General features: G+C 55.7%; 12 protein-coding genes and 1 tRNA gene. 2 read left to right on the forward strand and 11 right to left on the reverse strand.

Features of this window, described 5'->3' with window-relative positions; all coding sequences use genetic code 11:
* Window positions 1-6: 6 nt before the first annotated feature.
* From msrA to JK199_RS05870, 5 genes are all read right to left on the reverse strand, one after another.
* Complete coding sequence (msrA, locus tag JK199_RS05850) at window positions 7-549, reverse strand: peptide-methionine (S)-S-oxide reductase MsrA (protein WP_212374463.1); 543 nt, start codon at window positions 547-549, stop codon at window positions 7-9.
* An 82-nt stretch (window positions 550-631) separates the two neighbouring features.
* Window positions 632-3,325 carry a valine--tRNA ligase gene (locus JK199_RS05855; RefSeq protein WP_212374465.1) on the reverse strand — a complete coding sequence of 898 codons (2,694 nt, stop codon included), beginning with the start codon at window positions 3,323-3,325 and terminating at the stop codon, window positions 632-634.
* A 189-nt stretch (window positions 3,326-3,514) separates the two neighbouring features.
* Window positions 3,515-4,948 (reverse strand): TolC family outer membrane protein, encoded by a 1,434-nt coding sequence (locus JK199_RS05860; protein ID WP_086655183.1) that lies wholly within the window; start codon window positions 4,946-4,948, stop codon window positions 3,515-3,517.
* Window positions 4,949-5,261: 313 nt separating this feature from the next.
* Window positions 5,262-5,335, reverse strand: a tRNA-Cys gene (locus JK199_RS05865).
* 176 nt (window positions 5,336-5,511) lie between these two features.
* Window positions 5,512-6,324, reverse strand: a complete 813-nt coding sequence (locus tag JK199_RS05870; protein WP_212374467.1) for an SDR family NAD(P)-dependent oxidoreductase — start codon at window positions 6,322-6,324, stop codon at window positions 5,512-5,514.
* 74 nt (window positions 6,325-6,398) lie between these two features.
* Between JK199_RS05870 and JK199_RS05875 the strand changes: the two genes are divergently transcribed.
* Window positions 6,399-7,544 carry a hypothetical protein gene (locus tag JK199_RS05875; RefSeq protein ID WP_212374469.1) on the forward strand — a complete coding sequence of 382 codons (1,146 nt, stop codon included), beginning with the start codon at window positions 6,399-6,401 and terminating at the stop codon, window positions 7,542-7,544.
* An 11-nt stretch (window positions 7,545-7,555) separates the two neighbouring features.
* Here JK199_RS05875 and thiL read toward each other — a convergent pair whose 3' ends face one another.
* Genes thiL through nrdR form a run of 3 tightly spaced genes read right to left on the reverse strand, consistent with a single transcriptional unit; the run spans window position 7,556 to window position 9,576 of the window.
* Window positions 7,556-8,542, reverse strand: coding sequence for a thiamine-phosphate kinase (gene thiL, locus JK199_RS05880; protein ID WP_408742343.1), 987 nt, complete (start codon window positions 8,540-8,542; stop codon window positions 7,556-7,558).
* The gene (gene nusB / locus JK199_RS05885; protein ID WP_086655179.1) at window positions 8,514-9,038 is read right to left on the reverse strand and encodes a transcription antitermination factor NusB; all 525 of its coding nucleotides are present in this window, start codon (window positions 9,036-9,038) and stop codon (window positions 8,514-8,516) included. Before nusB ends, thiL begins: the two co-directional genes overlap by 29 nt.
* 37 nt (window positions 9,039-9,075) lie before the next feature.
* Window positions 9,076-9,576 carry a transcriptional regulator NrdR gene (nrdR, locus tag JK199_RS05890; protein WP_025826919.1) on the reverse strand — a complete coding sequence of 167 codons (501 nt, stop codon included), beginning with the start codon at window positions 9,574-9,576 and terminating at the stop codon, window positions 9,076-9,078.
* A 154-nt stretch (window positions 9,577-9,730) separates the two neighbouring features.
* On the opposite strand from nrdR, the gene JK199_RS05895 reads away from it, so the two are divergent.
* Entirely contained in the window at window positions 9,731-10,228 is a 498-nt protein-coding gene (locus JK199_RS05895; protein WP_077929914.1) for a copper chaperone PCu(A)C, read from the forward strand.
* A gap of 74 nt (window positions 10,229-10,302) precedes the next feature.
* On the opposite strand, the gene glpK is transcribed toward JK199_RS05895, so the two are convergent.
* Genes glpK through glpD form a run of 3 tightly spaced genes read right to left on the reverse strand, consistent with a single transcriptional unit; the run spans window position 10,303 to window position 14,228 of the window.
* Entirely contained in the window at window positions 10,303-11,802 is a 1,500-nt protein-coding gene (gene glpK, locus JK199_RS05900; protein WP_212374473.1) for a glycerol kinase GlpK, read from the reverse strand.
* Between the two features lie 27 nt (window positions 11,803-11,829).
* The gene (locus JK199_RS05905; RefSeq protein WP_212374475.1) at window positions 11,830-12,654 is read right to left on the reverse strand and encodes an MIP/aquaporin family protein; all 825 of its coding nucleotides are present in this window, start codon (window positions 12,652-12,654) and stop codon (window positions 11,830-11,832) included.
* Window positions 12,655-12,707: 53 nt separating this feature from the next.
* Window positions 12,708-14,228 (reverse strand): glycerol-3-phosphate dehydrogenase, encoded by a 1,521-nt coding sequence (gene glpD / locus JK199_RS05910; RefSeq protein WP_212374478.1) that lies wholly within the window; start codon window positions 14,226-14,228, stop codon window positions 12,708-12,710.
* Between the last annotated feature and the right edge of the window lie 62 nt (window positions 14,229-14,290).

Raw genomic sequence — 14,290 nt, forward strand, 5'->3', positions numbered from 1 at the left:
TGTAGCTCAGGGGCCTGCGTTTTTAAAGCGCGCCGCATAGAGTTTGCGGGCCTTGGAGACTTTGGGAGCGATGACAGCCTGACAATAGCCTGTGTTCGGGTTGCGTTCATAATAATCGAAATGCATGGCTTCCGCAGGCCAGAACGTTTCCAGCGGCACGATCTCGGTCACAATCGGTGCGTCCCAGAGATTGGCGTTTTCAATTTCTGCTTTGACAGACAGCGCCGCCTGTTTCTGGGGCTCATCCGCATAGAAAACGGCGGAACGATATTGTGTGCCGATATCGTCACCCTGCCGGTTCAGCGTGGTGGGGTTATGCAAGGTGAAGAAAATCCTCAGAACATCGTCATATCCGATGATTTCCGGATCAAACTCCAGCCTGATGACTTCTGCGTGCCCGGTGCGACCGGTGCAGACTTCCTGATAGGTAGGGTTGGCGGAATGGCCCCCGGCATAGCCCGGCGTTATGGAAAGAATTCCCGCCATATCCCGGAAAACGGCTTCCATGCACCAGAAGCACCCACCACCAAGAACGATAGACTGAGACATGGTTTCTCCTTACGCGATCTTGTAGCACGAGGCCTGCGCAGACCTTTTCAGGGAAGGCAGCAGGCCTCGAAAACCATCAGATTCAGGCAATACGGGCGAGTGCAGCCTTCAGCCGAATGCTTTCACCCTGCTGGGCTTCCAGACGGTCCCGCATTTCCTGAACGATTTCAGGTTTAGCACGTGAGACGAAATTTTCGTTCCCGAGTTTTTTCTCGGTTTTGCCAATTTCATCTTCCACCTTGGCGAGTTCTTTTTTGAGGCGTTCCTGCTCGGCTGAGATGTCAATCAGCCCTTCCAGCGGGATAATCAGCGTTGCTTCATCTACAACCGCCTGCGCGGACCCCCGCGGCACATCCCCTTGCTGCGGCGCAACATGTGAGACACGGGCCATACGTCCGATGGCTTCTTGCCACCGTTCAGCGCGCTGAACGGTTTCCGGAGCGGCACCCTGAAGGAAGACCGGTGCTTTTTGGGACGGCGGCACATTCATCTCCGCACGGACTGTCCGGATTTCAGAAATCAGCCGGATGATGTGGTCGCACTCTGCCTGCGCTGCCTCTGCGCCAGTCAGCACAACCGGTTCCGGCCATGCCTGAGAGATCAGGCTGCCCTGCTTGCCAAAGCCGAATTCGGTCCAGAGTTCATCTGTGACAAACGGCATGACTGGCTGCAACAGACGCAGAATAGTCCCGAGAACATAAGCGGCAACGGCACGGATTTCGGCTGCTTCCGCGGCATCATCGGAAGCAAAAACGGGTTTGGCAAATTCAAGGAACCAGTCACAGAAACGGTTCCAGACAAAGCGGTAGCAACTCAGCGCATAGTCATCAAAGCGATAGGCTTCCAGAGCTTTTGTGGCGTCCTGAATGGCGAGTGAGGCTTCTGCGATAATCCATTTGCCAAGAGGAGACGTCACGCTATGCGGATCAAACCCGTCCTGCGCTTTAACCCCGTTCATTTCGCAGAAGCGAGCGGCATTCCAGATTTTGGTAACAAAAGCGCGGTAGTCCTCGACCTTTTTCCGGCCGAGTTTGACGTCGCGCCCAATACCGGTCAGCGCACAGATGGTAAAGCGCAGCGCATCGGCCCCGTAAGCATCAATCAGCTCAAGCGGATCAATCCCGTTGCCCTTGCTTTTAGACATTTTCTGGCCGCGTTCATCCCGGACCAGACCATGAATGAAAATATCGCGGAAGGGTACGTCATGCATAAAATGCTGGCCCATCATAATCATCCGGGCAACCCAGAAGAAAATAATATCAAAACCCGTGACCAGCACATCCGTCGGATAATAATGCGCCAGTTCCGGCGTTTTGTCCGGCCAGCCCAGAGTGGAAAACGGCCACAGCCCGGATGAGAACCATGTGTCCAGAACGTCTGCGTCCTGCGTCAGGGCTTCGGTCTGGCCATAATGGGCATCAGCCTGCGTCCGCGCATCGGCTTCATCGCGCGCCACAAAAACATGCCCGTCGGGGCCGTACCATGCGGGAATACGGTGCCCCCACCAGAGTTGCCGCGAAATGCACCATGGCTGAATATCGCGCATCCAGGCAAAGAATGTGTTTTCCCACTGTTTGGGGACAAAAGAGATTTTGCCACTGGTGACGGCATCAATCGCAGGACCAGCCAGCTTCCCGGCATCGCAGTACCATTGCGTTGTCAGGCGTGGCTCAATCACGGCCCCTCCCCGCTCCGCATGCGGCACCTGGTTACGGTGTGGCTCGATTTTTTCAAGCCACTCAAGCCTTTCCAGTTCTTCGACAATTGCTTTCCGTGCGTCTTCACGGGAGAGGCCCGAAAGGCTCTTCACAAAGGCCGGGTCCGCAAGACCATCGACAGTGGTAAGTTCCTCTTCAATCTCGTCCAGCACCACCCGGGCCTGATCATCAAGAACAGAAAGCATTGGCAGATTATGGCGGCGACCGACTTCAAAATCGTTAAAGTCATGAGCCGGGGTGATTTTGACTGCACCCGTTCCCTTTTCCGGGTCAGAATGCAGATCAGCCACAATAGGGATCAGGCGGCCTGTTAGCGGCAGACGGACAGACTGGCCGACCAGACCAGCATAGCGCTCATCATCCGGATGCACGGCAACGGCGGCATCCCCCAGTAGTGTTTCTGGGCGGGTGGTCGCAACGGTAATGGTTTCCCCCGATTTGCCTTCAACAGGATATCGGATGTACCAAAGTTTACCCGCAACATCCTTGCTTTCGACTTCAAGATCAGAAATCGCGGAACGGAAGACGGGGTCCCAGTTGACCAGACGTCTGTCACGGTAAATCAGTCCTTCGTTGTAAAGGGTGACAAAGACTTCTTTTACGGCACGGGAGAGGCCTTCATCCATCGTGAAGCGCTCACGCGGCCAGTCCAGAGAGGCTCCCAGCCGACGAAGCTGACGAGTAATTTCGCCGCCAGATTCTTCTTTCCATTGCCAGACGCGCTGCACAAAAGCCTCACGCCCCAATTCCTGACGCGTCGTCTTTTCAGCAGCCAGAGCGCGCTCCACAACCATCTGGGTCGCAATGCCGGCGTGGTCGGTGCCGGGCTGCCATAGCGTGTCAAATCCCTGCATGCGTTTCCAGCGGATCAGGGTATCCTGCAACGTCATGGTCAGAGCGTGGCCCATATGCAGGGTGCCCGTCACATTTGGTGGTGGAATCATGATGGTGAATGACTTTTTTCCGCTCTGCGGGTCAGCCGAAAATGCCTTTTCACTTTCCCACAGTTCGTAAAGTTTCTTCTCTGTCTCAGCAGGCTCAAAAGTCTTGTTCAGCATGATATCCAACCAGAAAACGTAAAAAGGCGGAAGGCCTGTGCAGCCCCCGCCTTTGACAGGTTATAGTCCCGGTGTCCGTTGCAGGAAACATCTTAGATTCCTGTTTTTACCGGGCGCGGAAAAAACAGCCATTCAGAGTAGATGCCAGCCTCATGAGGGCTGGGTTTGCTAAAAAATAGATCTCAGCGGCTAACGCCCAGGCTGATTCACAGCATAGTCATTCAGCCCCCACAGCCGGTCTTTCACGGCTTTGTAGTAGGCTTTGTCGTCATAGAGTGGCACATTCAGTTGCAGATCTGCAGCAGTCAGGCGTCCAATGGCAGAGGCCACATTATAGGATGCAAGCACCATATTGCTCAGGCTTTGCACGAGTGCCACCTGTGCCTGAAGCAATGTTTCCTGCTGCTGCAAAACTTCTAGTGTTGTGCTGGTCCCCACAATGGCCTGCCGTTCGACACCATCAAGAGCAACCGTCCCGGCTTTAATCGCAGCACGGTTACTGGAAATCGCTGCCTGATAGGAAACAAGTTTCTGCCAGTTTGAAACAGCATCCTGCGCGACTGTCCTGCGCTGAATATCGACAGCACGATGTGCCACCTGCGCCTGCTGTTTTGCCTGCCGGACAGCGGCATATTCTGAGCCACCCTGATAGACTGGAATATTGAAGTTCAGCATAGCATACTTATTTTCATCAAGCTGATGGTTCAGACTCTGGTTAACCTGCCGGCTATATGCTGCGGTCGCTGAAATTTTTGGCATGATCGCTGCCATTGCGACGGCAACGGCATCTTTTTGGGAGGATTCAGTAAAAAGTGCATTAATGACGTCAGGGTTATTTTTGACGGCCATAGCTGCTGCCGTTTGCTCGTTTTTAACAGGAAGAACTAGCGGCTGGGGCGGGACAAGGTTAGGCGGGGGAGCCATACCTACGATCTGCATGTAGGTTGCCTGCGCAGTCTGAAGCGTCCCTTCAGATTGCTGTCTTGTTGCCTTAGCGGAAGCGTAAGCCGACTCAGCCTGTGCTACGTCGGTCCGCGTAATTTCACCGACTTTGAAGCGCTCATTTGTCGCGCGCAACTGTTGTTGCAGAACACGTTCATTATTGATGTTGAGTTGTAGAAGCTGCTCGTCTTCAATTACGCTGACATAAGCGTTCACGACGTTTTTAAAAACCTGCTGCTCCACTGAAATCAGATTGGCGCGTGCCGCCATGACCTTGTTGACAGCCTGATGCGTGGACGCGGTCGTTTTTCCGCCGCTATAAATTGGTTGTTGGATGGTGACACCAGCCGTGTATCCTGGTGTATCATAGACACGCAGATAGCCTGGCTGGTCCGCCGTGCCTTGATAATCGTTTGCTCCCTTATAATAACTAAGCCCGACGGTGCCGGTCACGGTAGGACGCCAGCCAGCAAGAGCCGTTGGAACCTGCTCATCTGTCGCCCGTAATGTCGCTCGTGCCTGTTGCAGAGTAGGGTTTGTCAAATAGGCAGAGGCAAGAGCTTCCTGCAGCGTATGCGGGATGAAGGTCGGCGAACCACTCCCGTCATATTTCTGGGCCCAGGCAGTGGAACTGCAAAGCATGGCCGCCATGCCTATCCCAACCCCGTAAATACGCCGCATTTGTTTCTCCTGCCTGAATTTAGAGCACAAATAAGTAGTTGCCACTTCATGCCACGATGAAGGACGCATTCCTACTCTTTATATCAATTAAAAACTCGGTTCACCGCGTTTGATGGACTTACTCTCTGCACGCGACCATGCACTTACAAAGATAAGTTCTTCTGGTTGCTTTCAAGGATTGCCTGATTTTAATTCCGACAATCTTTTTTATGGCACAATAAATATAAGTGGGAGGGGGTTTCTAAAAATCGATTCACCACAAATCTTATTGTCGCGTTATAATACGCGCTATTTTAATTTGATGGGATTAAATTGGAGGTCCGGGCGGGAATCGAACCCACGTACGCGGATTTGCAGTCCGCTACATCACCATTCTGCCACCGGACCCCGGTGTGGTGTGTAGGTCTTATCTCTCTTAACGCGGCTCTGGTCAAGTCATTGTCTGCATGATTTTTAAAGCTGTTTTGCCAGTCGGTCTCTCATGTCGCGTTTTTCAGTTCCAGAAATAGTTTAGGAAAAAATTGCTTCTGACATCGCGTCTGGCTGAGCGTGTACCTATGCGCTCAGCCTTGTTCCCCCGCATGTTTTTTTTGCCCAACATCCAGACTTTGCAGAATATATTGACGCAGGACGGATGGGAGCAGACGTTCGGCAATCCGCAAAACCCGGAACTGCCATGGGAAAACAAGCTCCGCCTGCCCCATCTTAACCGCTTTCATGATTTTGCGGGCAGCGCTTCCGGCTGAAACCAGAAACGGACGTGGCCCTTCCAGTCTCTGGCTCATTGGGGTGTCCACAAAACCCGGCACCACAAGAGTTAACTGAATATTTTTGGGCCGCCAGGCCAGATTGGCCGCCTGAGCAAAACAGGCAAGTCCTGCCTTGGAACTGCTATAGGACGCCGCAAACGGCAGTTCATAAAACCCGGCCACCGATCCAATGAGCACAATCTTACCGTATCCCTGCGTCACCATGCTCTGTGCGGCAGCCGTGGCAAGCGTTACCGGTGTTGCATAATTGACCAGCGCAAGCTTCAGAACGGCGGCAGGGTCCTCTGTCTGCCGATCCGGGGATTTGATATCGGAGAGTCCTGCCCCAAGAATAATAAGGTCAAGACCATGTTTTGCCTGATCTTCCCTCAGGGCGGCGAGAGCGGTCTCACCATCGGAAAGATCAATCTGCCTCGGGGAAACCTGAGCGCCACGGGCGCAGCACAGCTTTGCAATCTCATCCAGCCGTTGCTTGTTGCGCCCCCAGAGTATGAGAACCCGGCCCGGTCTGGCATAGCGTTTTGCAAGCTCCATTCCGATGCCGCCGGTCGCACCTGTAATCAGTATAGACCTTAGTTCCTGCCTGCTGGTTGAGACCTTGTTCACACTTCCCCCTTTTCCATTCCGTCGGAATGATGCATCACCTTGCGGTTTCCAAGGCCCAGTTTGATGGAGTACCGATGACTACCCCGAACCAGATCGTCGTTTCCGCCGTCTCGGGCGCTCGTCAGCTTTCGCTCTTTATCAAGCTTCCGCGCCTTCTTTACAACGACCAGCCCAGCTATGTTCCGCCGCTGGATATGGAGCAGAGAGATATGCTCCATCCGCGCCGGTCGCCGTTCTTCAGTCATGGGACCGCATGTTACTTTCTGGCCTGGCGTGATGGGAAGCCCATCGGGCGAATATCCGCTCAGATTGATACACTTGCCCTTGAGCAACCGGGCCCCAGAACGGGCTTTTTCGGCGCGCTGGATGCTCTGGAGACAGACTGCGTCAAACCTCTGCTGGAGGCTGCCACCGCTTGGCTGAAGGCGCAGGGAATTGAACGGATAAGAGGACCCTGGACTCTGAATCCTCATGGTGAGTCGGGCACCATGATCGAAGGGCAGATGGAGCCGCCCATGATTGGGACGGGCTGGCATCCGGCCACGCTGGGGCCATCTATTGAAGAGGCTGGCTTTTCCAAAGCGATGGATCTGTTGTCTTACCGGATGGAAACCAGTCTGGCTGCAGAGCAGGCGAACCGGATTCCCACCAATCTGCGGGAAAGGCTGGGCGGTATTACAGTCCGGGGGCTACGCAGAGACCATCTTGATGAAGATACGGATATCCTGCGTTCGATTTATAACGACGCATGGGAAGGCACATGGGGCAACGTCCCTATCACGGAAATTGAAATGCGATCCCTGCTCAAGGCGCTCAAACCTGTGCTGAGACCAGAACAATATGTTCTGGTTGAATTTAAGGGTGAACCTGTTGCGATTGCATTGGTGATCCCGAATATTTTTGACCTGAATGGCGACCTTGGTGGCGCTCCCTCCCCGGTCGGTTGGGTCAAGCTGGCGTCGCGTCTGGTCATGCACGATTTTTATTCTGCCCGTGTGATTTTGCTGGGTGTGAAGAAAAAGCTGGCTGGGACTGCTCTGAGCGCCATTATCCCCGGTCTGCTGATTGATGAACTGATGAAGCGTGGCCGGGAACTTCCCTATCGTACGATTGAGCTCGGCTGGGTTCTGGAGACCAATATGGCCATCCGCAATCTGATTGAACGGATTGTGCCTGTGCCCTACAAGCGGCATCGTATGTATGAAAAGCTGCTTTCCTGACAGTCAGGCGCTTAAAGGTGGCTCCAGCCGCCTTTCGCGAATGACAGACGTTCTCCCTGACCATCAAGCACTGTCACACCTGCATTGCCTTCCTCAAAGCGGCCAATCCGGGAGACCGGAACCGCGCCATGAGGCGTTTCGAGAATCCCTGCCCGTTCCAGTGTTTCTTCATGTGTTGGCGGAACAGCAAACAAAATTTCGTAATCATCGCCGCCCGTGAGGCATGTTTCCAGCCATTCCGGCCCGCAGGCCATAGCAGCCTCAGAGCGTGGTACCATGCTGGCGGTGATTGTTACGGTCAGCCCGTTCTCACGCGCAAGGTGCCCGGCGTCCTGCAGGAGGCCGTCTGAAACATCCATGGCGGCCGAGGCAAGCCCGTAGAGAGACAGCCCTATACGGGGCTGAGGGAGCCTGTAGCGGCTTGCCAGATAGCCTGACGGGTCGTTGAGTGTGCCTTGCAGGGCGCGCAGACCCAGCGCACCGTCACCAATTGTTCCTGTGACCCAGAGCCCGTCCCCTGCCCGCGCTCCGCTGCGCCTGATGGCCTGCCCCTGCATAACAGACCCAAGAATGGTCAGAGAGAGCACCAGAGGCCCGCGGGTGGAGGTTGTGTCTCCGCCCAGCAGACTGAGGCCAAAATATTCCTGATCAGCCTTCAGGCCGCCGCAAAAGGCTTCAAACCAGTCGTCATCAAGGCCCGGAGGGCGGGCCAGCGTGAGCAGCCATCCTTCAGGGGTTGCTCCCATGGCAGCAAGGTCGGACAGATTGCAGCGCAGAAGCTTGCGCCCGATTGTTTCCGGGGGGTCGTCTGGCAGAAAATGAACATTTTCCACCATGGCATCCGCAGCGATTACAAGCTCTTTGCCTGCCGGAGGCGTGAACACCGCCGCGTCATCCTTCAGTCCCAGCGCTGCCGGGCCTGCAAGCCCGGCAAAATGCCGATGGATGAAGCTGAATTCCTGCGGCAGGTCAGTCAGCGGTGCCACCTTCTTTTTCATCATCAGCCGGAGCGTTTGTAAGGCGCTTCATGATGGTATCCAGCACGCCGTTTACCAGCTTGGGTTCGTCGCCTGAGAAGAAGCCGTGTGCGATATCCATATATTCGTTAATCAGAACACGTGCGGGTACTTCGGCTTCAAGAGCTTCGCCAAGCGCTGCGAGAAACAGAGCGCGCAGCACAGGGTCCAGACGCGCTACGGGCCATGTGGCCGGCAGCGTCTGCGTCAGCTGTTCGAGGATGGGGCCACGTTCTGCCACGGCCTGCCTGACAATAGCGCAGAACAGGCGCGTATCAGCCTCCGGGATGTAGCCTTCCTCATACGAGTCATTCTCCAGCGTGGTGCCAAAACGATGCACCAGAAACTGCTGAATAACGCTTTCTGACTTGTCTTCGTTCTGCTCAATCTGAAAAAGAGCCTGAATGGCTGCAACGCGCGCCGCCGTGCGTGGCCGTTGCGCGCCTTTAAGTTCTGAGTGATCCTGCAGCTCTGTCATCCCTATCTCCTGCCTGCCCGTATGAGGGAGCGGGGTTTCATGACTTTTTTATGCCACGAGGTCCAGTCTTTTCCTGCGAATCAGGCTCAGACGAATCCATGGACGTCAGAATTTCCGAAAAATCCCTCGCTTCCGTGAAGTCTCTGTAGACGCTGGCAAAGCGCACATAGCCCACAGTATCCACTTCCCGCAGCCCATCCATCGCCAGCTCTCCAATCCGCGCGGAGGGTACTTCCGTCTCTCCTGCGGCTTCAAGCTGACGCACCAGACCCGTGACAATCTGCTCGATTCTGCTTTCAGGCACGGGCCGTTTGCGCAGGGCGATCCGGATTGAGCGCGTAATCTTCTCGCGCTCAAACGGTGCACGGCGTCCGTCAGCCTTTACAACAATCAGGTCGCGCAGCTGCACACGCTCAACGGTCGTAAAACGCTGGCCGCAGGAAAGGCAGGCCCGGCGCCGCCGGATGGCGGAGCCTTCCTCGTTGGGTCGGCTATCCTTGACCTGACTATCAGGGTTCCCACAAAAAGGGCAGCGCATCGTGACGTGAGCCTTTCTCGCTCTGGCACAGAAAGAGCCCGGGCTTTCTTCAAGCTTGGCCTTCTGGTGCGATAATGCGGTATAGTGCCCGCAACAAAGTTCTTCTGTCCGGCCAGCTTATACCGGTCACGGGTTATTAAAAACTGGAGTTGCGATGAAAATGCGTTTTGGTGCCGGTTATGTCGCTGTCATGGTGGCTGGCCTGATGCTTGCAGGCCCTGCTGTTGCGGAAGACAGGGACCCTGACAAATCTCTGCCGGGGCAGGACGATGCCCAGAAAGACATCACCATTACAGACACCAGCATGCAACTCATCAACGCAGAAAACCGCATGGCCGGTGTTTATTTTACCATAAGAAACGATGGGGCCAACGCGCATCTGATTACCGATGTCCGCTCTTCTGCCTGCCGCACGCTGGTGGGGCACCATTCTGATCAGGAAAGCACACCGGGCACTTTGTCCCTGTTTACGCATCTCTCCCTGCCCGCACGCACGACGCTGGTCTTTCCGTACGGAGGGTATCATCTTCTCTGTCTGGACCCGGACAGCTCACTTCAGCCGGGGCAGGACGTGTCTTTTACCTTCAGCTTCCTTGGTGGTTCGTCCAAAACCATAAAAATCAAGCTGTCTCAGCCGCAGGCAACGCACTGAGAAAAGGATTTTTCTCCCCGGGCTGACCTCCCGTTTTAGAAAGGCCAGACCGGGCGAGAAAAGCGCCCCGGCCTTTAGGCCGCGGTCGGGTTGGTTAGAGTCCGCTTCACGGCGTTGTGCCAGCCAGCAATCATTGTCTTGCGCTGCTCATTGGCCATGGAGGGCTTGAAGAGCGCGCCTCTGGCCCATTCGGATGCCAGCGTCTTCTCATCTTCCCAGACACCTGTTGCCAGCCCGGCGAGGAAGCCTGCGCCCAGAGCTGTTGTTTCAATGTTGCGGGGACGCTCAACATTAACCTGCAACATATCTGCCAGAAACTGACAGAACCAGTCATTAGCAGCCATCCCGCCATCAACGCGCAGAGCTTCTGTCGTCCCTGCCCCATCCTGCGTCATGGCTGTCACCAGATCCAGCGTCTGATAGGCAACGGATTCCAGAGCGGCGCGGGCGATATGTGCCGCTGTTGCGTCCAGCGTCAGACCGCAGATCAGGCCGCGTGCATCCGGGTCCCAGTGCGGAGCGCCGAGCCCAACAAATCCCGGCACCATATACACGCCGTGGCTGTGCGGTACGCGGGTTGCCATATCATCAGTCTGAGAAGCATGCGTGATCAGATGCAGCCCATCCCGCAGCCACTTGATGGCCGCCCCCGCAACGAAGATGGAGCCTTCCAGCGCGTAAGATGTTTTCCCGTTAATGCGATAGGCAATTGTCGTCAGCATCCGGTTTTTGGACGCAACCGGTTTTTCCCCGGTGTTCAGCAGCACGAAGCAGCCTGTGCCATAGGTCGCTTTCGCCATGCCCTGAGAAAAGCAGGCCTGCCCGACAACGGCTGCCTGCTGGTCCCCGGCCATACCGGCGATCGGGATGGCGCGACCAAACAGAGCCGGGTCCGTCTCACCAAAGATTGTGCTGTTATCTTTCACTTCAGGAAGCAGAGCCTCAGGGATACGGAACAGACGCAGCAGGTCCTCATCCCATTTCTGCTTATGGATATCAAACAGAAGCGTGCGGGCGGCGTTGGTGATGTCCGTCGCGTGCACTTTGCCGCCGGTCAGGCGCCAGAGCAGGAAGGAGTCAATCGTTCCGAACGCGAGTTCACCGTTTTCTGCCCGTGACCGTGCATCTGCAACATTATCCAGCAGCCAGGCCAGCTTCGTTGCAGAAAAATACGGGTCAAGCAGGAGGCCGGTACGCTCCCGCACAAGGGCTTCCGCGCCTTCTTCGCGCAGTTTCTGGCAGACAGAAGCCGTGCGACGATCCTGCCAGACAATAGCGCGGTGGATAGGCTTACCGGTCGCACGGTCCCAGACCACAATGGTTTCGCGCTGGTTCGTGATGCCAATACCGGCAATACGGCTGGTGCCACCGGCTTTTTCCAGTGCGGCCGTTGCGGTGGCCTTGGCATCATTCCAGATATCTTCCGGACAATGTTCTACCCAGCCCGCCTGAGGGTAATGTTGAGCGAACTCCTGACGAGCGCTTGAAATTTCCTGAGCATTTCGATCGAACACAATACTGCGTGTAGAGGTTGTGCCCTGATCAATCGCCAATACGTAATCTTGCTTGCTCATCGCACGGAATCCTTATTGCTGGAGTAATTAATCTTGAGCAATGTCAGGCTGCCGTGCCCGGACGATCGCTGGCATGAAGGGTTTTACAACCCACTGATAGAACCCGGCTCCCACGACACCGCCAACAAGCGGCCCGGCAACCGGCACCCACCAGTAATTTCCGGGAGACGGAAGGGCTGCTTCCCCCCACCCGGCAAGGAAACAAAACAGGCGAGGGCCGAAATCGCGCGCCGGATTAATGGCCCACGCCTCCAGATAACCGGCAGATGCGCCGATCGTTGCCACAAGCAGACCAATAATCAGAGCGCCTGAATTGGCCTGCGGGGCCTGCGTATTATATTCACACGTTATCGCAAAAATCCCGAGCAGCAGCATTGCTGTCAGAATAACTTCATCAACAAACGCATGCATCGGGGTTACAAAATCGCCCGGATGGGTGAAGAAGACGCCAGCAGCTGCGCCGTCATGCCGCCAGTCCAGATGATTGACGGCGGCATAATGTTCGATAACGGGTGAAAAAAGCGTGTAAACAATCACGGCCCCCAGAAAACCACCCAGAACCTGAGCGACCCAGTAAGGCACTACTTTTTTCCATGAAAATCCGCGGTAACAGGCCAGCGCCAGCGTGACTGCGGGGTTGGCATGCGTGCCGGAGACAGCGCCGGTGACGTAAATCGCCACGGTAACGCCCAGCCCCCAGACAATGCACACGCCCCAGTATGCCATTTTATAGGGGCTGGGGTCGTAGAGCGAATACATCGCTGCTACGGAATCCCCGAAAACGATAATGATAAAGACCGCGATGCATTCAGCGATCAGCTCGCCAAGAAAGGCGCGTTGTGTGGTTGTCATACTTTCCTCTTTTTATTTTTTTATTTGGAAAGAGTTTTCTGGGAGTTAAAAAATCAGCCTACCTTCTTCCTGACATAGTCGGCAACTGCACTTTTTTCGACCTCGTTCAGATGCAGGCCGAGCTTGCTACGCCGCCACAAGACATCTTCTGGTGCGCGGGCCCATTCTCTGGTGATCAGGTAATCAACTTCACGCGTTGTCAGATCGCCTCCCAGAATTTCGCCCATGTCCTGCATGGAGCCGGATTCACCAAGAATCTCGTAAGCCCGACTGCCATAGTTGCGCATCAGGCGCCATGCAAGCTGTTCTGAAAGCCAGGGCGCTGCGCGACGCAGGCGTGCCAGTGCCCCTTCAAAACCACCCTCACCGATGTCACCACCGGGCAGAACTTCGCTGGCGGTCCAGCTTGCGCCTGCAACCGCGGGCAGCACAGGGGCCAGTTTTTCCAGAGCGTGCTCTGCGAGCTTGCGGTACGTAGTGATCTTGCCGCCGAAGATGGAGAGCAGAGGTGCGCCGTCAGTGGTGTCCAGATCAAGCACATAATCACGGGTGACGGCCGAGGCGTTAGCCGACGCATCGTCATAAAGCGGACGGAGGCCAGCATAGCTCCAGACCACATCGCTTTCCCGCACCTGCGTCTGGAAGTAGCGGTTTACGCTTTCACACAGATAGCTCACCTCATCCGGGGCGATGCCAACGGTGCCGGGCGCTTCCTTCCACGGAATATCCGTGGTGCCGATCAGCGTGTAATTCTGTTCATACGGGATGGCGAACACAATACGTTTGTCGGGGTTCTGGAAGATATACGCCTGCGGCCCCTCAAACACGCGCGGGACAATAATGTGGCTGCCCTTCACCAGACGGACGGATTTGGAATTGGGAATATTCAGGGTTTCAGACAACAGTCTGGCCACCCACGGTCCGGCTGCGTTGACCAGCGCACGCGCACGCACCGAACTGGTTTTGCCGGTGACGCGGTCTTCCAGAACAGCCTCCCACAGGCCATTGACCCGGTTCGCTTTGATCAGGCGCGTCCGGGTGCGGATTTCAGCGCCCCGCTCCGCCGCATCAAGCGCATTCAGCACGACAAGGCGGCTATCCTGCACCCAGCCGTCTGAATAGACGAAGCCTTTCGTATATTCCGGTTTAAGCGGGCGACCGGAAGAATGGGTGCGGAAATCAACAGCGCGGGATTTGGGGAGCGTCATGTTGGAGGCAAGGTGGTCATACAGGAACAGGCCTGCGCGCAGCATCCATGCCGGACGCACCAGCTTGGAATGAGGCAGCACAAAACGCATGGGCCACATAATATGCGGCGCCATGGCCAGAAGGCGCTCCCGTTCCGTCAGCGCCTCGCGCACCAGCCGGAATTCATAATATTCCAGATAGCGCAACCCGCCGTGAATCAGCTTGGTGCTGGAAGAGGACGTATAGCTTGCCAGATCATCCTGCTCGACAAGCAGAACCGACGCGCCCCGGCCAACCGCGTCACGCGCGATCCCTGCGCCGTTAACGCCACCACCGACGATCAGGAGATCATAGGGCTGTGCAGAAGAGGGAGCGGAATCTGACATTTTTTCTTCCAATGACACCAAGAAGGAATACTGACCTTATTCGTATCCGAAAACGTAAACCA

The sequence above is a fragment of the Acetobacter persici genome, from assembly GCF_018256955.1.
Lineage (GTDB): Bacteria > Pseudomonadota > Alphaproteobacteria > Acetobacterales > Acetobacteraceae > Acetobacter > Acetobacter persici.